22 protein-coding genes are annotated in these 20759 nt (G+C 62.1%); 8 read left to right on the top strand and 14 right to left on the bottom strand.

Annotated features, from left to right (window positions below):
- Window positions 1-7: 7 nt before the first annotated feature.
- Entirely contained in the window at window positions 8-886 is an 879-nt protein-coding gene (locus AC1RMX_RS21800) for a DMT family transporter (protein ID WP_096820825.1), read from the bottom strand.
- Window positions 887-1031: 145 nt separating this feature from the next.
- Window positions 1032-1808 carry an IclR family transcriptional regulator gene (locus AC1RMX_RS21795; protein WP_096820824.1) on the bottom strand — a complete coding sequence of 259 codons (777 nt, stop codon included), beginning with the start codon at window positions 1806-1808 and terminating at the stop codon, window positions 1032-1034.
- A 177-nt stretch (window positions 1809-1985) separates the two neighbouring features.
- Here AC1RMX_RS21795 and AC1RMX_RS21790 point away from each other — a divergent pair, with 177 nt between their 5' ends.
- From AC1RMX_RS21790 to AC1RMX_RS21780, 3 genes are all read left to right on the top strand, one after another.
- Window positions 1986-2819, top strand: a complete 834-nt coding sequence (locus tag AC1RMX_RS21790; protein WP_493072989.1) for an aldo/keto reductase — start codon at window positions 1986-1988, stop codon at window positions 2817-2819.
- Between the two features lie 201 nt (window positions 2820-3020).
- Entirely contained in the window at window positions 3021-3911 is an 891-nt protein-coding gene (gene ypfJ / locus AC1RMX_RS21785) for a KPN_02809 family neutral zinc metallopeptidase (protein WP_096820823.1), read from the top strand.
- The gene (locus AC1RMX_RS21780) at window positions 3912-4865 is read left to right on the top strand and encodes an alpha/beta hydrolase (RefSeq protein ID WP_493072988.1); all 954 of its coding nucleotides are present in this window, start codon (window positions 3912-3914) and stop codon (window positions 4863-4865) included.
- A gap of 29 nt (window positions 4866-4894) precedes the next feature.
- Here AC1RMX_RS21780 and AC1RMX_RS21775 read toward each other — a convergent pair whose 3' ends face one another.
- From AC1RMX_RS21775 to AC1RMX_RS21765, 3 genes are all read right to left on the bottom strand, one after another.
- The gene (locus AC1RMX_RS21775) at window positions 4895-5488 is read right to left on the bottom strand and encodes an HAD family hydrolase (protein ID WP_493072987.1); all 594 of its coding nucleotides are present in this window, start codon (window positions 5486-5488) and stop codon (window positions 4895-4897) included.
- Entirely contained in the window at window positions 5485-6354 is an 870-nt protein-coding gene (tesB, locus tag AC1RMX_RS21770; protein WP_085712241.1) for an acyl-CoA thioesterase II, read from the bottom strand. Before tesB ends, AC1RMX_RS21775 begins: the two co-directional genes overlap by 4 nt.
- Before the next feature lie 105 nt (window positions 6355-6459).
- Entirely contained in the window at window positions 6460-7029 is a 570-nt protein-coding gene (locus tag AC1RMX_RS21765; RefSeq protein ID WP_493072985.1) for a GNAT family N-acetyltransferase, read from the bottom strand.
- An 83-nt stretch (window positions 7030-7112) separates the two neighbouring features.
- Here AC1RMX_RS21765 and AC1RMX_RS21760 point away from each other — a divergent pair, with 83 nt between their 5' ends.
- Window positions 7113-8033, top strand: coding sequence for a histone deacetylase family protein (locus tag AC1RMX_RS21760; RefSeq protein ID WP_096820819.1), 921 nt, complete (start codon window positions 7113-7115; stop codon window positions 8031-8033).
- Between the two features lie 175 nt (window positions 8034-8208).
- Window positions 8209-9450, top strand: coding sequence for a TIGR03862 family flavoprotein (locus tag AC1RMX_RS21755; protein WP_493072984.1), 1242 nt, complete (start codon window positions 8209-8211; stop codon window positions 9448-9450).
- Window positions 9451-9488: 38 nt separating this feature from the next.
- On the opposite strand, the gene rhlE1 is transcribed toward AC1RMX_RS21755, so the two are convergent.
- Together rhlE1 and yedA are read right to left on the bottom strand one after the other, a co-directional pair.
- On the bottom strand, window positions 9489-10826 hold the full coding sequence (gene rhlE1, locus AC1RMX_RS21750) for an RNA helicase RhlE1 (RefSeq protein ID WP_493072983.1): 1338 nt from the start codon (window positions 10824-10826) through the stop codon (window positions 9489-9491).
- Between the two features lie 53 nt (window positions 10827-10879).
- Window positions 10880-11830: a drug/metabolite exporter YedA gene (gene yedA / locus AC1RMX_RS21745; protein ID WP_096820816.1), complete on the bottom strand. Its 951-nt coding sequence runs from the start codon at window positions 11828-11830 to the stop codon at window positions 10880-10882.
- A gap of 163 nt (window positions 11831-11993) precedes the next feature.
- Here yedA and AC1RMX_RS21740 point away from each other — a divergent pair, with 163 nt between their 5' ends.
- Window positions 11994-12446 (top strand): Lrp/AsnC family transcriptional regulator, encoded by a 453-nt coding sequence (locus tag AC1RMX_RS21740; protein ID WP_039771800.1) that lies wholly within the window; start codon window positions 11994-11996, stop codon window positions 12444-12446.
- Here AC1RMX_RS21740 and AC1RMX_RS21735 read toward each other — a convergent pair whose 3' ends face one another.
- The 3 genes from AC1RMX_RS21735 to AC1RMX_RS21725 form a co-directional block, all read right to left on the bottom strand.
- Window positions 12447-13052 carry a 3'-5' exonuclease gene (locus tag AC1RMX_RS21735; protein WP_096820815.1) on the bottom strand — a complete coding sequence of 202 codons (606 nt, stop codon included), beginning with the start codon at window positions 13050-13052 and terminating at the stop codon, window positions 12447-12449.
- 17 nt (window positions 13053-13069) lie between these two features.
- Window positions 13070-13549, bottom strand: a complete 480-nt coding sequence (locus tag AC1RMX_RS21730) for an NYN domain-containing protein (RefSeq protein ID WP_096820814.1) — start codon at window positions 13547-13549, stop codon at window positions 13070-13072.
- Between the two features lie 137 nt (window positions 13550-13686).
- Entirely contained in the window at window positions 13687-14445 is a 759-nt protein-coding gene (locus AC1RMX_RS21725) for a DUF2076 domain-containing protein (protein WP_493072981.1), read from the bottom strand.
- A 178-nt stretch (window positions 14446-14623) separates the two neighbouring features.
- On the opposite strand from AC1RMX_RS21725, the gene AC1RMX_RS21720 reads away from it, so the two are divergent.
- Both AC1RMX_RS21720 and AC1RMX_RS21715 read left to right on the top strand, forming a co-directional pair.
- The gene (locus AC1RMX_RS21720) at window positions 14624-15298 is read left to right on the top strand and encodes a YciC family protein (RefSeq protein ID WP_096820812.1); all 675 of its coding nucleotides are present in this window, start codon (window positions 14624-14626) and stop codon (window positions 15296-15298) included.
- Window positions 15299-15372: 74 nt separating this feature from the next.
- Window positions 15373-16449 (top strand): endonuclease/exonuclease/phosphatase family protein, encoded by a 1077-nt coding sequence (locus AC1RMX_RS21715; RefSeq protein WP_493072980.1) that lies wholly within the window; start codon window positions 15373-15375, stop codon window positions 16447-16449.
- A gap of 2 nt (window positions 16450-16451) precedes the next feature.
- Here the strand turns inward: AC1RMX_RS21715 and AC1RMX_RS21710 are convergent, their stop codons facing one another.
- From AC1RMX_RS21710 to AC1RMX_RS21695, 4 genes are all read right to left on the bottom strand, one after another.
- Window positions 16452-17288 (bottom strand): ABC transporter ATP-binding protein, encoded by an 837-nt coding sequence (locus tag AC1RMX_RS21710; RefSeq protein WP_085612572.1) that lies wholly within the window; start codon window positions 17286-17288, stop codon window positions 16452-16454.
- On the bottom strand, window positions 17276-18079 hold the full coding sequence (locus AC1RMX_RS21705; protein WP_085732919.1) for an ABC transporter permease: 804 nt from the start codon (window positions 18077-18079) through the stop codon (window positions 17276-17278). The genes AC1RMX_RS21710 and AC1RMX_RS21705 overlap by 13 nt, the downstream gene beginning before the upstream one ends.
- A 10-nt stretch (window positions 18080-18089) precedes the next feature.
- On the bottom strand, window positions 18090-19067 hold the full coding sequence (locus AC1RMX_RS21700) for an ABC transporter substrate-binding protein (protein ID WP_096820810.1): 978 nt from the start codon (window positions 19065-19067) through the stop codon (window positions 18090-18092).
- Between the two features lie 298 nt (window positions 19068-19365).
- Window positions 19366-20736, bottom strand: coding sequence for an aspartate aminotransferase family protein (locus AC1RMX_RS21695; protein WP_085703122.1), 1371 nt, complete (start codon window positions 20734-20736; stop codon window positions 19366-19368).
- Window positions 20737-20759: the final 23 nt, after the last annotated feature.

Raw genomic sequence — 20759 nt, 5'->3', positions numbered from 1 at the left:
CACGTCTTCAGCGTCGGCTCTGCTGCCACGCTGCCGCCAGTCCGCTGCAACAGATCACCGCGATCCCGATCACCGTCATCAGGGTCGGCGTGTGGGCAAACAACAGCCACCCCAACAACCCCGCAAACACGATCTGGCAATAGCCGAACGGCGCCAGCAACGCTGGCGCGGCATGGCGAAACGCCTGGGTCAGAAACAGGTGCGCCGTCATCCCGCACGTGCCCAGCGCCAGCATCAAGAAAGCGTGCCCAAGGCTCGGCACCTGCCAGAAGAACGGCACCAGCGCACTCATCACCAGCGTGTTGCACAACCCGGCGAAAAAGTTGCTGGTGGTCGGGCTGTCGATCTCACTGAGCTTGCGGGTGAGCAATTGATAGAAGCAGAAAAACAGCGCCGAGCAGAACGGCAACAGAATCGCCGGGGTGAACAATTCACCACCGGGGTGGACGATGATCAGCACGCCGATAAACCCGCAGATCACCGCGATCCACTGGCCCCGCGTCACCCGCTCCTTGAGCAACGGCACCGACAGCGCCGTCACCAGCACTGGTGCAAGAAAGTTGACCGCTGTGGCCTCGGCCAGCGGGATGTACAACAGCGCCGTAGTGAAAAACAGGCTGGTGCCCAGCAGGCACAACGCCCGCGCCAACTGCCACAACGGGCGTTTGGTGCGCAAAACACGCAACCCGGATTGCGGCAGAAAAATCCCCGCCATCAGCAGCGTGTGCACCAGATATCGCGCCCACACCACCATGATGATCGGATAAAAACCCGAGAGGTATTTCGACAGCGCATCGTGGCTGGAGAACAGGAACGTCGCCACGACAATCAGCAAGATCCCCTTGAAGGGTTGGTTGACGCCGGAAAGCGGAGTGCTGACGGTCATTGGCTATCTCTAGAAATCAAAATGAGGAAAAAGCCTCCAGCGATAATTTAGAACCAGGTTCCAAATTCTCACACCCTTCAAGCCAAATTCTGTGCGATCAACGCACAGCTTTACAGACAACCCGATCCCGTCTTCCGTTGCGCGGCTAGACGAACAGCTCCGAAGCCAGGCTCGCCGCCGACAACTCCTCGGTAAACCTCAACAACAGCGGCGCCAGTTCATGCAACCTCGCCCCCGGCATCCGCGCACTCGGTCCGGCAATGCTCAATACCCCGATCACTCGGCCATCCGCCGGATGCCGCACCACGGCGGCAATGGCCGATGTGCCCACCGCCGAACTCTCTTCGACACAGGCATAACCCTGCTCCCGTGCCACGCGCAGATGCTCGAGCAATTCAATGTTGGTTCGTGGTGCATTCGGGCCGATATCCGCCGGCATTTCGGCGGCCTGACGTTCAACCCGCGACAAGGCCTCGGCATCACTCATGCTCGCCAGCCACGCATGGCCGGACGCGGTGTAGAACAGCGGCGCATCGCGGCCCATGTCCGGGTCGTAGCGCAATCCGCTGCGCGCGCCCTGTGACTTGGCGATCCAGGTCTGGCGCTCGCCGTCGGTGACGCCCAGTCGTACCAGCTCGCCGGTTTCCTGCGCCAGTCGATCAAGCACCGGCTGCACGATGTCGGCGCCGCTGCTCGACAGGTAACGAAACCCCATCGCCACCAATTTGGTCGACAAGTGATAACGCAGGGTTTCCGGGTTCTGCCGGACATAGCCCAGCCGGGACAATTCGGCGAGCAAGCGATGTGTCGCACTTTTCGGAATGTCGATTTGTTCGGCGAGGGTTTGCAGCGGCAGTCCGCGCGGCTCGTGGGTGAGGCTCTCCAGTACGCTGAAAACCCGTTCGATCTGACTGCCGGCCATGGTGCGATCCCAGTGAAATTTTGCCGATTCTAAAATACATATCAGCGATTGCGAAATCTGGAACCGACCGCTCGATAATCGCCCTCTTTCTCGGCTGACGAGTTGCCCCTACTGGCTGGCGTTGTTTAGTTTTCGCAATCCCATTCTGAAACCCCATCAATGCAGGAAGCGCCGACCATGCAGCACATCGTCAATAAACATGGACTGAACCTGCCCAAACTCGGCCTCGGCACCTGGCCGATGCTCGGCGACGAATGCACCCGCGCCGTGGAGCAAGCGCTGGAACTCGGTTACCGACATATCGACACGGCGGCGGCCTACAACAATGAAGACGCAGTCGGACAGGCACTGGCGAATACGCCGACACCCCGCGAGCAGATCCACGTCACCACCAAGGTCTGGTGGGACCAGTTGCAACCGGATGCCATGCGTCACTCGCTGGATCGCAGCCTCAAGGCGTTGCGCAGTGAGTACGTCGACCTGTTCATGATCCATTGGCCGACTACTGACTGGGACTTGCCACGCACTCTTGAGACCCTCGCGTCGTTCAAAGAGCAAGGTCTGGCTCGCAATATCGGCGTGGCGAATTTTCCGCTGCCGTTGCTGCGCACAGCCGTCGAGGAATACGGCATCCCGCTGTCCGCCATTCAGGTCGAGTACCACGTCCTGCTCGGACAAAACGCTTTGCTCGACTACGCCCGTCAACACGATCTGGCGCTGACGGCCTACACGCCATTGGCGCGTAACAAGGTCTCGGAGGTTGCGCAGATTCAACAGATCGCCGAAAAACACGGCGTGCTGCCGACTCAGGTCGCGCTGAAGTGGTTGCTGGATCAGGACAATGTCGCAGCGATTCCCAAGGCCAGCAGCCGGGTCAATCAACTGGCCAACCTGGCGTCACTGAAGGTCGAACTGGACGATGACGATCGTGCGCTGATCGCCGCGTTGTCCAAACGCGAACGTCAGGTCAGCCCGGACTTCGCGCCGGTGTGGGACGCCTTCGACCGCTGACACCTGACCCGGCGAAAGAAATTCGCCGGCGGATTGAATTCCCGGCGCCCGCGCTCGTCAATAACAGGCCCGACCTCGTCACGCGAGGTCGGGCCTGTTTGTCTGTGTGCGAATGGACGGACGACCGGACTGGCGCCACACTCACACACCAGCAACACTCATCACCACACACTTTCCACCTGAACAGACGAGGATTCCCACATGCTATGGAGAAAAGGTCGACGCAGTGACAACGTCGTCGATGCCCGTGGCGATGACATGGGCGGTGGCGGTGGAGGCATGCGCTTCGGTGGCGGCAAAGGCCTGAGCCTCGGGGCGATCCTGTTGATCGTCGGTATCGGCTGGATCACCGGGCAGGACCCGCTACAGATTCTCGGCCAGCTCACCGGCCAAGGCACACAGCAAGCCGCACCGACTTCGCAAACCCGTCAGGCACCGCCGGCCAACGATGAACAGGCTGAGTTTGTGCGTTCGATCCTCGGCGACACCGAGGACACCTGGGGCGCGATCTTCCAGCAGGCCGGTCGCCAATATAAGGATCCGACCCTGGTGCTGTTCAGCAACCGGGTCAATTCGGCCTGCGGCATGGCCACCTCGGCCACCGGCCCGTTCTATTGCCCGGCGGACCAGAAGGTCTATCTGGACATGGCGTTCTTCCAGGAAATGTCCCAACGCTTCAAGGCGGCCGGCGACTTTGCCCAGGCCTACGTGATCGCTCACGAAGTCGGACACCATGTGCAGACGCTGCTGGGCGTCTCGGCGAAAATCCAGGCCGCCCGCCAGCAAGGTCGCCAGATGGAAGGTGACGGCGGTCTGCTGGTGCGCCAGGAACTGCAAGCCGATTGCCTGGCCGGGGTCTGGGCCTACAACGCGCAGAAGCGTCTGAACTGGCTGGAACCGGGCGATATCGAAGAGGCCTTGAACGCGGCGAACGCCATCGGTGATGATCGCCTGCAACAACAGGGTCAGGGCCGTGTGGTGCCGGACTCGTTTACCCACGGTACGTCGGCGCAAAGGGTGCGCTGGTTCAAAACCGGATTCGCCCAGGGCCAGGTCGGCCAGTGCGATACCTTTGCGGCGAAAAACCTGTAAATGCATAAATGGCTGTTGGCTTTACTGTTCATCGGCGGCACCGCACAAGCGGCCGGCGTCGACGCGATCAGCCCCGGACGCCTGCAGTTGCAGGCCGGCGAAATGGCGGTGGGCATCGGCCCGGCGCCAGCGAAAATCGAGCGGGTGCTGATCGTCATTCATGGCAAGCTGCGCAACGCCGAGACCTATCGCAAAAGTGGCGAGAGCGCCGCCGAACTGGCCGGGCAAACCGCCAACACCCTGGTGATCGCCCCGCAGTTTCTCAACGAAAGCGATGTCGCTCTCTACTCGTTGCCCGCCAGCGTCCTGCGCTGGAAAGGCAATGAGTGGATGGGCGGCGGGTTATCCACAGGGCCAAACGCGCTCAGCTCCTATGCCGCCCTCGACGAAATCATTGGCCGGCTCAGTGATCGCAAGCAGTTTCCGGACGTGAAGCAGATCGTGATCTTCGGCCACTCCGGCGGTGGTCAGGTGGTGCAGCGCTATGCCCTGCTGGCCCGCGAACAGCCGGCGCTCAAGGCCGAAGGCATTCGCTTGCGTTATGTGGTGGCCAACCCGTCCTCGTACGCCTACTTCAATGAACAACGGCCGGTGGCGTTCGATCACGCGCAGTGCCCGGGTTTCAATCGCTGGAAGTACGGTCTGGTGGATCCGCCGATCTACTCCGGTGGGCAAACGCCTGCGCAGCTTGAAGGCAGTTACGTCAAACGCGAGGTGATTTATCTGCTCGGCCAGCAGGACACCGACCCGCAACACCCGGCGCTGGACAAGAGCTGCGCCGCCGAAGCGCAAGGCGCCTATCGCCTGATGCGCGGAAAAATGTTCTTCAGCTATCTGCTGCGTCGGCATCCGGAAGGGGTGAATCAGCGGCTGGTGGAAGTGCCCGGCATCGGACATAACGGCGACGGCATGCTGACCTCGCCGGAAGGCCAGAAAGCGATATTCGACCAATAAAAAACGGGGGCCGAAGCCCCCGTTTTTTTTCAAGCGGACAACATCCGCCGCAATTCCACACAATCCTTCGCATGCCAGTCGGTCAGCTCCGGCCACGGATTATCCGGCAGGTTCACCAGCACCGTGTGGGTGCCCGCTGCCCGACCGCAGTCGAGGTCGAAGCGGTAATCGCCGACCATCACCATCTCGCTCGCCGGCACTTGCCAGGCCTCGGCCAGTTTCAGCAAACCGCCCGGGTGCGGTTTCGGCGGCGCTTCATCGCGGCCCAGTACATCGTTTACCGCGAAGCAGTCCGCCAGGCCGATGGCCTCCAGCGTCACATGGGCCAGCTCCCGCGCATTGCGGGTCAGAATGCCGAGGCGATAGCCCCGCGTGTGCAGGTCGCGCACCAACTCCACCGCGCCGACTGCCGGGGTCGAGCCGAGCGCCAGATCGCGCTCATGTTCCAGCAGCCACGCATGTTTCGCCGCCGCTTCTTCGGCGGGTAACGCCGCGAGATGGGTGAGGATGTCATCCTCCGGCGGGATCGCCAGTGCCACGCGAATCGCCGCGAAGTCGTGCACGGCGACGGTCAGGGTGCCGTCCATGTCGAACACCCAGTGCCGCACATCCGCCAGACTCATGCCCAATCCTTGCGATGACGGATCAGGCCTTCCTGAGTCACCGACGCCACCAATTGCCCGGCGCGGTTGAACACGCTGCCACGGGAGAAGCCGCGGGAATTGCCGGCCCACGGGCTGTCCATGGCGTAGAGCAACCAGTCATCGGCGCGCAGATCGTTGTGGAACCACAAGGCGTGGTCGAGGCTGGCGACCTGCATGTCTTTCTGCCAGACCGATTTGCCGTGCGGCAGCATCGAGGTGGTCAGCAGACCGAAGTCCGAGGCGTAGGCCAGCAGGTATTTGTGCAGCGCCGGGATGTCGGCCAATGCACCGTCGGCACGGAACCACACGTACTTGATCGGGTCCGCCGGTTGCGGGTTGTACGGGTCTTTTTCAGTGACCGGGCGCACTTCGATCGGCTTCGGGCACAGCAGCTTTTCACGCATGTGTTCCGGGATCAGGTGCGCGCGTTGCTGGGTCAGTTCCAGCTCCGACGGCAGGTTTTCCGGGCCGACCACTTGCGGCATCTGGCTCTGGTGTTCGAAGCCTTCTTCGTCGTACTGGAACGAAGCGCTGCAAGTGAAAATCGGGTGGCCCTTCTGGATCGCGGTCACGCGGCGGGTGCTGAAACTGCCGCCGTCACGCACGCGATCCACCGAGTAGACCACCGGCAACTTGGCATCGCCCGGGCGCAGGAAATAACCGTGCATCGAATGCACATGACGCGTCTCTTCAACGGTCTGACTGGCCGCCGACAGCGACTGGCCGAGCACCTGGCCGCCGAACAACTGGCGAAAGCCCAGATCCTGACTGCGACCACGGAACAGGTTTTCCTCGATCGGTTCGAGGGTCAGCAGATCCACCAGATCTTCCAACACTTGGCTCATTCAGACTCTCCTCACACAACGCTATGCCGCGCAGTCTTGGCTGCGGCGGCCAATTCAGGTTCTGGCGCGAGCCATGATCGCGCCATTGTAAACGTCCGTGTCGGCTTAGCCATGCAGGGTCTGCAGCCATTGCTCCCTGGTGATGCGGTACAACAGATGTCGACGCAACGGGTGATCGACAGCCACTTTCGGGTGATCGAAATCATGGGCCGGGTCGTGATGCATGCCGATGGCCTGCATGACTTTTTCCGACGGCAGATTGCTCTGCGCAGTGAACGCCACAATTTCCTTCAGGGCCAACCGGTCAAAGCCACAGCGCAGCGCGGTCCACGCCGCCTCGCTGGCATAACCCAGGCCCCAGTGTTCTTTCGCCAGGCGCCAGCCGATTTCCACCGCCGGGGTGAACGGCGCGTCGAAACCGACCACGCCGAGCCCGGTAAAACCGATGAATTCGCCGGTGTCCTTGCGCTCCAGCGCCCACAGACCGTAACCATGCTCGGCGAAATGACCGCGTACACGGCCGATCAGCGCCGCGCTTTCCAGCCGACTCAAGGGGGCGGGAAAGTAGCGCATCACCTGCGGATCGGCGCACATCGCCGCAAATGCCGGCAAATCCGCGTCCTGCCACTGACGCATCAGCAGTCGCGCGCTTTCCAGCTCAAGTATCGGCTCCATCGTGCCCCTCCGTTTCCATGCCGCAAGTCTACATCGCTGGTAGGCTTTGCACTCTTTCCTACAGCCTTTATGAATAGTCCGCCATGCCATTGCCGTTGATCTACCACGAAGACTACAGCCCCGAGTTTCCGGCGGATCACCGCTTTCCCATGGACAAGTTCCGCCTGCTGCGCGATCACCTGGTGGACAGCGGTCTGACCCGCGATGAAGACCTGCTACGCCCTGAACTGTGCCCTGCCGACATCCTCGCCCTGGCCCATGACCGCGGTTATATCGAACGCTACATGAGTGGCGAGTTGTCCCGTGAAGACCAGCGGCGCCTCGGCCTGCCATGGAACGAAGCGCTGGCCCGGCGCACGGTGCGGGCCGTCGGCGGTTCGATTCTGGCGGCAGAGAAAGCGCTGGAGCATGGCCTGGCCTGTCACCTCGCCGGCGGCACCCATCACGCCCACTACGACTACCCCGCCGGGTTCTGCATCTTCAATGACCTGGCGATCATCAGCCACTACCTGCTGCAAAGCGGCCGGGTGAACCGGGTGCTGATCTTCGATTGCGACGTGCATCAGGGCGACGGGACTGCACGGATTCTGCACAACACCCCGGAAGCGATCACCGTTTCCCTGCACTGCGAAAAGAACTTTCCTGCACGCAAGGCCGAAAGCGACTGGGACATTCCGCTGCCCAACGGCATGGGCGATACCGATTACCTGAAAGTGGTCGACGATGCGCTCAACTACCTGCTGCCGCTGTATCAACCAGATCTGGTGCTGTACGACGCCGGTGTCGACGTGCACAAGGACGACGCCCTCGGTTTTCTGCAACTGACTGACGAAGGCGTAGCCGCCCGCGACGAAAGCGTGATGCGCCACTGCCTGGGCCGCGACATCCCGGTGGTCGGGGTGATCGGCGGCGGTTACAGCAAGGATCGCCAGGCCTTGGCCCGCCGTCACGGCATCCTTCATCACAGTGCGCAACGCGTCTGGCAGTCATCGGGTTGTCATTGAGTTGTGCTGCGTTACCCACAATGGCTGTGGAACGGCCTGTGGATAACCTGAGCGAAACGGACTACAGCCCACGCTGAACATAGCCTGCAGCAAGCTGGTTGTTTTTTGATCAGGCCTGACAATGGCCGCTGCTGCTAGAATGCGCGGCTTATTCCGCCACGCTATTGCCGCTGCCATGACTCAGACTTCCGCCGCCCTTCCCGCTCACGTCGCCATCATCGGCGGTGGCCCCGCCGGCCTGATGGCCGCCGAAGTGCTGAGCCAGGCCGGAGTCCGCGTCGATTTGTACGACGGCATGCCCTCGGTGGGCCGCAAGTTCCTGCTGGCCGGGGTCGGCGGCATGAACATCACCCATTCCGAAGCCTACCCAGCGTTCCTCTCGCGCTACGCCGAACGCGCCCCGAACATCGCCCCGTTGCTGCGCGCGTTCGACGCCGACGCACTGTGCCGCTGGATTCACGACTTGGGCATCGAAACCTTCATCGGCAGCTCCGGCCGGGTGTTCCCCACCGACATGAAAGCCGCGCCGTTGCTCCGTGCCTGGCTCAAGCGCCTGCGCGACAGCGGCGTGGTTATCCACACCCGCCACCGCTGGCTCGGCTGGGATGAAAAGGGTGCGTTGCGCATCGACAGCCCGGAAGGCGAGAAAACCCTGAATCCCGACGCCACCCTGCTGGCCCTCGGCGGCGGCAGCTGGTCGCGGCTGGGTTCCGACGGCGCGTGGATGCTGCCGCTGGAGCAGCGCGGCGTAGGACTGGCGCCGTTGCAGCCGAGCAATTGCGGCTTCGAGGTGCAGACCTGGAGCGAAGTGATGGTCAGCAAATTCTCCGGCGCGCCGCTGAAAAATATCGCCATCGGTTTGAACGACGATGTTCCGCGTTTGGGCGAGTGTGTAATTACCGCGACCGGCATCGAGGGCAGTCTGATCTACGCGCTGTCGGCGCCGATTCGTGAGGCGATCAATGTGCACGGTGCCGCGACTGTTCACATCGACCTGCTGCCCGGCCGGCCTGTGGATAAATTGCAGGCGGCATTGAGCAAACCTCGGGGTTCACGCTCGATGGCCAAGCATCTGCACAGTCAGGTCGGGATTGACGGGGTGAAAGCGGCGCTGTTGCGGGAACTCACTGACGCTGCGACCTTTGCCGATCCGGCATTATTGGCCCGGGCGATCAAGGCCTTGCCGCTGACGCTGGTGAAAACCCGTCCGCTGGACGAAGCGATCAGCAGTGCCGGTGGCGTGACGTTCGAGGCGATGGATGAGCGGCTGATGCTCAAGGCGTTGCCGGGGGTGTTCTGTGCCGGGGAGATGCTGGATTGGGAAGCGCCGACTGGCGGGTATTTGCTGACGGCGTGTTTTGCCAGTGGCCGGGCGGCCGGAGCTGGAATGCTGGACTGGTTGAAACAGCGCAACTGATCGTTCCCGCATTGCACGGGAACGACCCAATCTAATGCTTAAGGCTTACGCTTGCGCGGCCCGGTATTGAACACCGGCACCTTGCGCACAGGCTTGATCGCCACCTCCGGCGCCGGGGTATCCCCGCTGTCCACCCACTTGCCCAGATTACGCTTGCCGCCGCCACCGGAAGCTTTCGGCTTTTTCGGTTTCTTCGGCTTCTTGATCACCTGGCCACTGGCATCGGTGTCTGGCACACGGTGCTCCGGCACGAAGTCCGGCTCAACCTCGCGCTTCAACGTGCTGCGGGTCAGCATTTCAATCGCCGACAACATGTTCACTTCATCGGCACACACCAACGAAATCGCCTCACCGGTCGCACCTGCGCGGCCAGTCCGGCCGATACGGTGGATGTAATCCTCGGCAACGATCGGCAGATCAAAGTTGACCACCAACGGCAGGTCTTCGATATCCAGACCACGGGCGGCGACGTCGGTGGCCACCAGAATCTGCACTTCGCTCATTTTGAAACGGTCCAGCGCCCGCTGCCGAGTCGCTTGCGGCTTGTCGCCGTGGATGCCGTCGGCATTCACGCCCAGGCCCTGGAGCTTCTCGACCAGCGCGTCCACACCATTACGGGTCTTGGCGAACACCAGCACCTGCTTCCACTTGTTCTTGCGCATCAGGTGCACGAACAGTTCCGGCTTGCGCTTTTTGTCCACCGTCACCACCCATTGCTTGACGGTGTTGGCGGCCACGTTGCGCGGGCTGACTTCGATGCTCAGCGGATCGTTGAGCATCTGCCCGGCCAGCAGGCGGATGTCATCGGAGAAGGTCGCGGAGAACAGCAGCGTCTGACGTTTCTTCGGCAGCGCGCGGTAAATGTTCGCCAGCTCCTCGGAAAAGCCCAGGTCGAGCATGCGGTCGGCTTCGTCCAGCACCAGGGTTTGCAGCTGATTGAATTTCAGCGCCTTCTGGCGGAACAGGTCGAGCAAACGGCCCGGGGTTGCCACCAGCAGATCAACGCCGCCGCGCAGCTTCATCATCTGCGGGTTGATGCTGACGCCGCCGTACACCGCGTAAGTGCGCAACGGCAGGTTTTCGGCGTACTGGCGCACGGCTTCGTGGACTTGCTCGGCCAACTCGCGGGTCGGTACCAGGATCAATGCACGGACCGAGTTGGCAGCGACTTTCGGCCCTTCCATGCTCAGCAGCTGCAACAGCGGCAAGGCGAAACCGGCGGTCTTGCCGGTGCCGGTCTGGGCTGCGGCCATCAGGTCGCGACCGGCCAGCACGGCCGGAATGGCTTGCGCCTGCACCGGCGTCGGGGTCTGGTAGCCGAGCTTCTCGAGGGAGCGCAGCAAGGGTTCGATCAGGCCAAGGGTGGCGAAAGTCATGGGAGTACCGTAGGAAAAATCAGAGCAAAGTGTGCGATGGCGCGCAGTTTACCCTAATTCGCACGCTGCTCCGTCGCTATGGCCTTCGTTGCGGCAGCCGGCTCGGTGACCACCGGCAGCTGCCGTGGGCGGCGCCACTGCGGCAGACCGATCAGCACCACAGCGCCGATGATCACCAGCATCGCCAACGCCTCTTCGATCCCGATGGTCTCGCCGACAAACACGATCCCCAGCAACACCGCCACCGCCGGGTTCACATAGGCATAACTGGTGGCCGCCGCCGGACGGACGTTTTTCAACAGATACATGTAGGCGTTGAAGGCGATGATCGAGCCGAAGAAAATCAGGTATGCCAGCGCCAGCCAGCCTTCCAGTGGCGGCATGGCCTGCAGGTGTTCACCGCTCGCCGCGCTGCCGATCAACAGCACCACACCGCCCACCAGCATTTCCACGGCACTGGCCATTGCGCCCTGGGGCAACGGCAGGTGCTTGCTCCACACCGAACCAAACGCCCAGCTCGCCGCCGCGAAAATCAGCAGCGCCGCGCCCAGCGGGCTCGATTGCAGGTTGGAGCCCATGTTGAGCATCGCGATGCCGATAATCCCCATCGCCACCCCGGCCCATTCCAGACGCGTGTTGCGAGCGCCCCAGAAATAACCGCAGAGCAAGGTAAACAGCGGCACCGTCGCCACTGCCAGTGCGGCAACACCCGACGCCACACCGCTGTGTTCGGCCAGGGTCACCGCACCGTTGCCGAAACTGAGCAACAGAATCCCGATGATCCCCGCCGCTTTCCACTGCGCCCAGGTCGGCGCCGGTGCCCCGCGCCAGCGCAGGAACGCGTACATCAGGCTGCCGGCGATCACGAAGCGCACGCCGCCTAGCATCAGCGGCGGCCAGTATTCGACGCCGATGCGGATCACCAGATAGGTCGATCCCCAAATCACGTACAACGCAAAAAACGCGGCGATCAGCGGCAAGGAAAAACGGCGCACGGCAGACATGAGACGACTCGACATCAAGGCAGGGAGACTGGTTATTCTAGAAAGGCCAACCGCTAAAAATAAGTTACAAAACCTGTTTATAGCGCCGGTACACTTTTGAAAACACGGAGATCGACGGCCAAAACCGCGATTTCGAAAGTCTGGCATTTTCAGGAGTCCGACCTTGGACAAATACGACCGCATGCTGCTCAGCGCCCTGCTCGAAAACGGTCGCGCGTCCTACGCCGATCTCGCCCGCAAAGTGAACCTCTCCGCCCCCGCCGTCGCCGAGCGCGTGGCCAAACTGGAGGCCAGCGGCGTCATCACCGGCTACTCGGCCAAGGTCGACATGGCCAAGCTCGGCCTGCCGATCCAGTGCGTCATCGAACTGCGCCTGAACCAGCACGGCAACCCGAAGGTGTACGACGAACTGATCAGAATTCCGCAACTCACCGAATGCCACCGCGTCACCGGCGACCCGTGCGTGATCATGCAGGCCGCCGTGGGCTCGATGACCGAGCTGGAAGAGCTGATCAACCGGGTGGCGAAATTCGGGTTCAGCAAGACGTCGATCGTGTTGTCGAGTGCGATAGAGAAGCGGGTGCCGCTCGGTCATATCGAGGGCAACGGCAAATAATCAGCGAAATCGCTGAAGATGCTCCCGAACCTTCGCCGCCGGCACTTTCTGCAACTTGCAAAGCAGGTCATGAGACAACTCCCGCACCCCATGCTTGCACCGCAACTCATCCGCCAGATGCGCCAGCAAGTTCGCCGCCATCTCCGCATCCGCCATCGCCCGGTGGGCCTGGCCGGTATGCGGCAGTTGGGCGAAGGTCGTGAGCGTGCCGAGCTTGTGGTTCGGCGCCGCCGGCATCAGGCGACGGGCCAGCAGCAGCGAACAGGCAAAGTTCTGCAGGCGGGTGCGTTTGATCCGGCCCAGTTCGAAGTCCCAGAACTTCTGGTCGAACGCGGCGTTGTGCGCCAGCAGGGGCGTGCAGCCGACGAATTCGTTGACTTCGTTCATCACCTGCTCGGCCGAGGGCGCGGTGCGCAGCATGGCGTTGCTGATGCCGGTGAGTTGTTCGATGAAGGCCGGGACGCGTACGCCGGCGTTCATCAGGCTCTGGTAACGCTCGACGATGCGGCCGTTTTCCAGCATGACCACGGCGATTTCCGTGGCCCGGCAGCTGCTGCTCGGCGAGATGCCGGTGGTTTCAAAGTCGATGACTGCAATGCGTTCCAAACCGGGTTCAACTCCGTTCAATTCTTGAGCAACAGCGTGCCTTCAATCGGCACATAACGGCTGGCGGCGCGGATCAGCGAGTTGGCGGTCAAGCCGGGAACGCCATAGGCCACCGCTTGCACGCCGTGTTTGTTGATGATGCGTTCGAGCAGCATGTCGAAGTCGCCATCACCGGAGGCCAGGACGATTTCGTCGACGTGGTCGGCGGCGTCCATGATGTCGAGGGTGATGCCCACGTCCCAGTCGCCCTTGGCCGAGCCGTCGCTGCGCTGGATGTAGGGTTTGAGTTTCACGGTGAAACCGAGGTTGCGCAGGATCTGCTGGAATTGCTGCTGTTTGCTGTCGCCCCGGTCGATCGCATAGGCATAAGCCTCGACGATCTGCCCGTGCTGGCTGACATCCGCCCACAGCGCCGCGTAGTTGAAGTGGCAACCATAGGCCTGGCGGACGGTGTAGTAGAGGTTCTGCACATCGGCGAACACTGCGATTTTTTTCACCGGAGTTCCTGTGAGCGCTGACGCGCATGAGCCGGATCAGGCACCAGGCCCGAAAAAGGCGCTCAGTATGCCAGCCCGAAGGAAGGTTCCGCGAATAATCGGCCCGGGGCGCTCAGGCGCCCCGGACGAATGGTGAATCAGACGAAGGAATCGTCGTCATCGAAGAACGATGAGTTGTCATCGCTGTAGTCGGTGTCGGTGAAGCCACCCTGGTTGTTGCCGAAGGAATCGTTGTTGGCCATGCGCTGGTCATCGCCCCAACCGTTATTACCCTGATCGGCCACTTGCGCAGGCTCTTCCTTGATCACTTCGACGATTTCTTCCGGCTGCTGGTTGTGATGGAACAGGCTGCTGATGCCTTGGGCCAGCATCACGCCACCGGCCACACCGGCCGCGGTTTTCAGGGCGCCGCCGAGGAAGCTGCTGCCCGCCGCCGGGGCCGCTTGCTGTTGGCCATAACCCGGTGGTGGCGCGCCGAAGTTCTGTTGCGGCGCGGGGGCACCGAAGTTCTGTTGCGGAGCCGGCTCACGCCAGCCGCCAGTAGAAGCCAGGGCGCTTTGGGTCGGCGCCGGGCGCGGGCTGCTGCCACCGAAGATGCTCGACAGGAAACCACCGCCGCTCGGCGCCGGGGCAGCACTTTGCGCCTTGGCCGATTGCAGTTCGGCCTGCAGTTGCTGAACCTGTTGAGTCAGTTGTTTGTTCTGTTCGTCGAGGCTCTTGATCGCGGCCTCCTGCACCAGAATCGCCTGGGTCATGAAATAGCCTGCGGCCGGCTGGCGCGTCAGGTGTTCCTTGATCCGCGCCTCGGCCTGGGCGTCACGCGGGGCTGCCTCCGTTTCGGCCTGTTGCAGCCGGGAAAACAGTCCATCGATCAGGGTTTGCTCTTCGCTGTTCATGGCGACCTCGTAGATTGCCGGGGATAACGTTGCCCTCCTCCACAGTGGAGGAGGCGCACCTCTGTAATGGAGGCAGTGACAGAATGTTTCAATGGTCTTTACCGAACGTTTACGTTTGCGCCCGGCAGCACATCATCGGTTAAAGTGAGCCACTGTTTTTGACCTGCGATACCGACTGATGAATGCCTTCGATGTGCTGCGTGACTCGCTGTATTTCTTTAAACGCAATCTGGTGCGGATCGTCCAGCTGTGCCTGCCGCTGGTGATCTTCGAAGCCGCGCTGCAACAAGTGGTCGATCGCGCCAGCGACCCGGACGGTTATTCGGCCATCAGCGTGATCGTCGGCCTGCTGGTCTATCCGCTGTACACCGCCGCGCTGATCCTGTTTCTCGACGCCCGCACCCGCGGCGAATCCCCGCAAACCCTCGATCTGCTGGCGATGTCGGCGCGCCTGTGGCCGCGTTTCGCCGTGCTCACTGCGCTCAACACGATGTTGATCCTGCTGGGCCTGTCCCTGTATTTCCTGCCAGGCCTGTGGCTGATGGTCACCCTGGCCTTCGGTGAATACCTGCTGGTGCTGCGCGGCTACGGCCCGTTGCAGGCGATGAAGGAAAGCCTGCGCCTGAGCCGTGGGCATTTCCTGCGGATTCTGGCGTGCATCCTCTGTGTGATGGGGCCGTTGTGGCTGCTCAAGGGCCTGACCTTGCAGGTCTATCCCGATCCGCAGAATCCGTTGATCGCCGTGCTGATCGACAGTGGCCACAGCTTCCTGCAACTGTTCACCAGCGTGGTGCTGTTCCGCCTGTTCATGCTGATCAGCGAATTGCCCGACAAACGTGACGGAATAGTCTGACCGCTCTGCGCTTGGGCTGAGCGACGGGTCTCGGGTATGCTCGGGACCACTTCCGTATCGCTATAAGCCGAGCCATGACCCGTCTACTGCGCTACATCCTGCTCTCCGTGCTGCTGGCCGTCGCCCTGACCGGCGTGATGATTTTCAGCCTGACCTGGCGCCCCGACGCCCGGGAGACCCTGCCGGTCAGTTGCACCGGGCAGCCGCCGACGCTGGTGCCCGGCCAGGCGCTGAAGGTCATGACCTGGAACGTGCAATACCTGGCCGGCAAGCGTTATGTGTTCTGGAATGACCTGGCGCAAGGCGACGACGAAGCACCCACCCCGGAAGACATGGCGTTCAGCCTCGATGAAGTGGCGCGGGTGATCCGCGACGAGCAGCCCGACGTGGTGCTGTTGCAGGAACTGGATGACGGCGCCAAGGCCAGCGACTATCAGAACCAGCTCAAGCTGTTGCAGGAACGCCTCGCCGACCTCTACCCGTGCAGTGCCCATGCCTTCGACTGGAAGGCCGATTTCGTCCCGGATCCGCATGTCTTCGGCAGTGTCGGCCGGCAACTCGCGACCCTCAGTCGCTTGCGCATCGAACACGCCGAACGCCTGCAATTGCCGGTGCAGCCGCTGAATATCATCAGCCGCCAGTTCCAGCCGAAAAACGCCCTGCTCGCCACCACCCTGCCGTTCAGCGATGGCGGGCAACTGGTGGTGTTCAACACGCATCTGGATCGCGCCATGCAGCCGGACGAAACCTTGCAGGCGCAAGTGGCGGCGGTGGCCAAGGTTCTCGACAAACACGAAAGCCACGGCACGCCGTGGCTGATCGGGGGTGACTTCAACCTCTTGCCGCTCGGCCAGTACCGGCGCCTGCCCACCGAACAGCGCACGCCCTACTCCGTGGACAGTGCGCTGCATCTGCTGTGGGACAAGTATCCGATGATCCCGACCAACAACGAAGCCGGCGGCATCGACCGCGCCAAGTGGCTGACCCATTACCCCAACGACCCCGGCCTCAACGGCCCGGATCGCACGGTCGATTACCTGTTCTACAGCCCGAAGATCAAACGGGTCGAGGCCACGGTGCGTCAGGACGATACCTTGCGCATTTCCGATCATCTGCCGGTGATTGCGAAGTTCCTCCTGCCACCTAACTGACCTCAGTGAGCCTCTTCGAGATCGTCGTGCAACAGCCCGAAGATCTGCCGTTTCATGTCGATGAACGAGCGCTCCATGACCATGTCCAGCGTGCGCGGTCGTTCGATCGGCACATCGAGAATCTGCTTGATCCGCCCGGGCCGCGCGCCCATCACATACACCCGGTCGCCGAGCAGGATCGCTTCGTCGATATCGTGAGTGACGAACAGCACGGTTTTCTTGCTGTTGCCCCACACCCGCAGCAACAGCTGCTGCATTTGCAGACGGGTCTGGCTGTCGAGGGCGCCGAAGGGTTCGTCCATCAGCAGTATCTGCGGATCGTTGGCCAGCGCCCGGGCAATCGCCACCCGTTGCATCATGCCGCCGGACAACTGCTTGGCGTAGTTGTCGGCAAACCCTGACAACCCGACTTCGTGCACGTAGTGATCGACGATCTCCTTGCGCCGCGCCGCCGGCATGCCCCGGCGCTTGAGGCCGAACTCGACGTTCTGCCGCACGGTCAGCCACGGGAACAGCGTGTAGCTCTGGAACACCATCCCGCGATCCGCGCCGGGGCCCTGCACTTGCTGGCCGCCGACGTAGATCTCGCCGGACGTCGGCTCGGCCAGGCCGGCGGTGAGGTACAGCAGGCTCGACTTGCCGCAGCCCGACGGCCCGACCAGCACCGCGAATTGCTGATCCGGCACTTCGAACGACACTTCTTCAAGCGCAGTGAATGTTCCGCCGCCGGGTTTGGTGTAGCGCAGGCTGACCTTGTCCACCTGCAACCTTGGCGCGGCGAGTGCCGGTGCGGCGACCGGCTCGATGAAACGACGGTTGGCAGCGGTTACTGAGCCCATGCGGCAATCCTCAAACGCAAGAAGCGGAACAGTTGATCGGTGACCAGGCCGAGCAGGCCGATGATCGCGATGGCGAGAAAAATCACATCCACCTGAAAGCCGCGCATGGCCTTGAGGCTCAAGTAACCGAGGCCACTCGATGCGGCTACCAGTTCGGCGACCACCAGATACGTCCAGGCCCAGCCCATGGTCACCCGCAAGGTGTCGAGCACACCTGGCAACGACGCTGGGGCGATCACATGCAGCACCGCGTCACGCCGGTTGGAACCGAGGGTGTAAGAGGCGTTGATCAAGTCCTTGGAGATGCCTTTGGACACGTCCGCGACCATCACCAGTTGTTGGAAGAACACACCGAAAATGATCACCGACACCCGCTGCTCCAGACCGATACCGATCCACAGGATGAACAGCGGCACGAACGAGGTCACCGGCAGGTAGCGGATGAAGTTGACCAGCGGTTCGAGGAACGCCTGGACGATACGGAAGCTGCCCATCAGCAAGCCCAGCGGCACTGCCACCAACGATGACACGATGAAGCCGACCATCACCACTTCGACACTGGCCCAGACATGCTGGCCGAGGGTGCCGTCGCGGCTCAGGCGCACGGCGGCTTCAACCACCGCACCGGGCGTCGGCAGGAACATCCCCGGCACGATGCCGCCGTAGGACAACCCGGCCCACAGGCCGACCAGCAACACCCAGGCCAGACCGCTGGCGCTCCACACCACTGGCACCGGCAATCCGGTCTTCGGCGTGATGCAGCGGCTCAGCCATGAATTGCGCTTGAACATGACCAATCTCCTAGAGCGGGCTGACGAAACGGTTATCCACCAGATCGTCGTTGCTGACGTTGTAGGGCTTGCCCTGCAATTCGCTGGCGGTTTCGTTGGCCAGTTTGATCAGCGGTGCGCTGTCACCCGGCGCGCCGGGTTTGCCCAGCAGCTTCTCGCTCATGGCCTGATCGTAGAAACGCACGCCCTGCGCGGCGGCGGCCAGTTCCTTCGGATCGGACAGGTAACCGCCGACGCCCTTGGCCATGATTTCGTAGGCTTTCTGTGGATGGTCCTTGGTGTACTGCACCGCTTTGTAGAGACCGGCGACCAGCGCCTTGACGTCTTCCGGCTGCTTCTCGATCACCGTGCAGTTGAGCGCCACCACATCGACGATCACACCCGGCGTACTGCTGCTGTCGATCAGCACCTTGCCCTGCTGCTTGTCGCGCACCATCGACAGATGCGGTTCCCAGGTCACGGCGGCCGGCACACGACCGGCGATGAACGCCGTGGCGGCATCGTCGGCGGTCATGTTCTGCACGGTGATGTCACTCATGCTCATGCCGTTCTTTTTCAGCAGGTACGACAGCCAGAACTGCGAGGTCGAACCTTCATTGACGGCCACGGCCTGGCCCTTGAGTTCCTGCAGGCTCTTGACGTTCTTGCCGACCAGCACGCCGTCGCCGCCATGGCTGTCATCCAGCGCGGCCACGGCCTTGAAGCAGAACTGCGGGCGGTACTTGAGCACTTCGTCGATGGTCGAGGCCGAGCCGGACAATTGCCCGGACGCCTGGGCGGCCATGTACATCGACGCTTCTTCGACCACCGGCAATTCGACGGTCAGGCCGTTTTCCTTGAAGTAGCCCAGATCCTGGGCCAGATACAGGGTGCCGTAGCCGACCCACGTGGTGTGGCCGATCGACAAGGTGCCGGCCTGGGCGCCGGTGACTGAAAGGGCGGAAATCGCCAGAGGACATGCAAGACGGGTAAACAAGGACTTGTTCATGGAGCACTCCCAACGCTGTTGATTTAGTTGTCATGGGCAGTACGGCCAGCCGTGGTGTCGCGATTGCACGCTGCGGTCTCTGCTGGACTCTGGCGGGCAATGCCTTGGCTGGCGAAATCGATGTTGACCCAGGCTTGGCGTCAGGAAAACGAGGAAATAGTTAGACGCGAACGATGAAAAAACTGGGTAGTGCGCACCGCGAAAGGGCGCGTCGGGCGGGGGTGCCCGAGGTGGGTGCAAAGCCAAAAAAAATCGCAGCCGAAGGCTGCGATTGTTAACGGTTCATGCAGGTTTCAAATCAGAGCCGGCCGTATTCCTGCGCCGTACGATCCAGCGCTTTCAACGTCTTGCCCACCAGCTCGTCAATCTCTTCACGGCTGGCAATCAGCGCCGGCGCCATGATCATCCGCCCCAGGGTCGAGCGAATGATCACCCCCTCTTCAAAACCGATCGTGCGGCAGCGCCAGGCGATGTCGTTCTCGTTGGCGAAGCGCTTGCGTGTCGCCTTGTCTTCGGCCAGTTGCAGCGCCGCGACCATGCCCGTGCCCTGGATATCGCCCACCAACGGGTGATTGCCGAACACCTCGCGCAGACACTGTTGCAGGTACGGCCCGATGTCATCCTTGACCCGCGTCACCACGCCTTCATCGCGCAATGCCTTGAGGTTGGCAATCGCCACCGCCGCCGCCACCGGGTGCCCGGAATAGGTCAGGCCGTGGGCGAATACGCCGCCCTGCTCCACCAGCACGTCGGCCATTTTCTTCGACAGGATCAAGCCACCCATCGGGATATAACCGGAGGTCAAACCCTTGGCGATGGACAGAGTGTCCGGCTCGAAACCGAAGTATTCGTGGGCGAACCATTCACCCGTGCGACCAAAGCCGCCGATCACTTCATCGGCGCACAACAGCACGTCGTACTTGCGGCAGATACGCTGGATTTCCGGCCAGTAGCTTTCCGGCGGAAAGATCATCCCGCCCGCGCCCTGGAACGGCTCGGCGATGAAGCCTGCAACCTTGTCGGCGCCCAGTTCGAGGATCTTCGCTTCCAGTTGCTGAGCCGCCCGCAGGCCGAATTCCGCCGGAGTCAGGTTGCCTTCGTGGGCGAAGAAGTACGGCTCGTCGATGTGCGCGATGTCGGGAATCATCCCGCCCATTTCGTGCATGAACTTCATGCCGCCGAGGGCCGTCGCCGCGAGGGTCGAACCGTGGTAGCCGTTCCAGCGGCCGATCATGATTTTCTTCTCGGGCTTGCCCAGCACCTGCCAGTAACGGCGCACGGTTCGGATCAGCACCTCGTTGGCCTCGGAGCCGGAGTTGGTGTAGATCGCGTGGCTGTAGTGCCCCGGCAGCAGACTGAACAGCAGCTCGGAAAGCTCGATCACCTGCGGGTGGGTGGTGTGGAAAAACATGTTGTAGTACGGCAACTGCTCAAGTTGCCGGCTCGCCGCGGCGTTCAGATCCTTGCGCCCGTAGCCGAGGTTGGTGCACCACAGCCCGGACATGCCGTCGAGGTAACGCCGACCGTCGTTGTCCCACAGGTGCAGGCGGTCACCGCGCACCATCACCCGTGGGCCTTCGTCGTTGAGGGCCTTCTGGTCGACGAACGCATGAATGTGGTGCGCTGCATCGGCGGCCTGGTAGTCGCGGGTTTCACGTGAGGTGGTCATCGCCGGATCTCCTTTTTTGTTGT

The organism is Pseudomonas sp. GW822-FHT03F04, from assembly GCF_058801405.1.
Note: the sequence above shows the minus strand (reverse complement) of the source record. Positions and strands in the feature narration are given on the sequence as shown.

Bases quoted from the DNA above. Each gene is read 5' to 3' on its own strand.
- AC1RMX_RS21760 (WP_096820819.1), top strand. From the start codon at position 7,113: ATGCCATTGCCGTTGATCTACCACGAAGACTACAGCCCCGAGTTTCCG.
- AC1RMX_RS21790 (WP_493072989.1), top strand. From the start codon at position 1,986: ATGCAGCACATCGTCAATAAACATGGACTGAACCTGCCCAAACTCGGC.
- AC1RMX_RS21795 (WP_096820824.1), bottom strand. From the start codon at position 1,808: ATGGCCGGCAGTCAGATCGAACGGGTTTTCAGCGTACTGGAGAGCCTC.
- AC1RMX_RS21695 (WP_085703122.1), bottom strand. From the start codon at position 20,736: ATGACCACCTCACGTGAAACCCGCGACTACCAGGCCGCCGATGCAGCG.
- AC1RMX_RS21720 (WP_096820812.1), top strand. From the start codon at position 14,624: ATGAATGCCTTCGATGTGCTGCGTGACTCGCTGTATTTCTTTAAACGC.
- ypfJ (WP_096820823.1), top strand. From the start codon at position 3,021: ATGCTATGGAGAAAAGGTCGACGCAGTGACAACGTCGTCGATGCCCGT.
- AC1RMX_RS21715 (WP_493072980.1), top strand. From the start codon at position 15,373: ATGACCCGTCTACTGCGCTACATCCTGCTCTCCGTGCTGCTGGCCGTC.
- AC1RMX_RS21755 (WP_493072984.1), top strand. From the start codon at position 8,209: ATGACTCAGACTTCCGCCGCCCTTCCCGCTCACGTCGCCATCATCGGC.
- AC1RMX_RS21705 (WP_085732919.1), bottom strand. From the start codon at position 18,079: ATGTTCAAGCGCAATTCATGGCTGAGCCGCTGCATCACGCCGAAGACC.
- rhlE1 (WP_493072983.1), bottom strand. From the start codon at position 10,826: ATGACTTTCGCCACCCTTGGCCTGATCGAACCCTTGCTGCGCTCCCTC.
- AC1RMX_RS21800 (WP_096820825.1), bottom strand. From the start codon at position 886: ATGACCGTCAGCACTCCGCTTTCCGGCGTCAACCAACCCTTCAAGGGG.
- tesB (WP_085712241.1), bottom strand. From the start codon at position 6,354: ATGAGCCAAGTGTTGGAAGATCTGGTGGATCTGCTGACCCTCGAACCG.
- yedA (WP_096820816.1), bottom strand. From the start codon at position 11,830: ATGTCTGCCGTGCGCCGTTTTTCCTTGCCGCTGATCGCCGCGTTTTTT.
- AC1RMX_RS21725 (WP_493072981.1), bottom strand. From the start codon at position 14,445: ATGAACAGCGAAGAGCAAACCCTGATCGATGGACTGTTTTCCCGGCTG.
- AC1RMX_RS21780 (WP_493072988.1), top strand. From the start codon at position 3,912: ATGCATAAATGGCTGTTGGCTTTACTGTTCATCGGCGGCACCGCACAA.
- AC1RMX_RS21710 (WP_085612572.1), bottom strand. From the start codon at position 17,288: ATGGGCTCAGTAACCGCTGCCAACCGTCGTTTCATCGAGCCGGTCGCC.
- AC1RMX_RS21765 (WP_493072985.1), bottom strand. From the start codon at position 7,029: ATGGAGCCGATACTTGAGCTGGAAAGCGCGCGACTGCTGATGCGTCAG.
- AC1RMX_RS21700 (WP_096820810.1), bottom strand. From the start codon at position 19,067: ATGAACAAGTCCTTGTTTACCCGTCTTGCATGTCCTCTGGCGATTTCC.
- AC1RMX_RS21775 (WP_493072987.1), bottom strand. From the start codon at position 5,488: ATGAGTCTGGCGGATGTGCGGCACTGGGTGTTCGACATGGACGGCACC.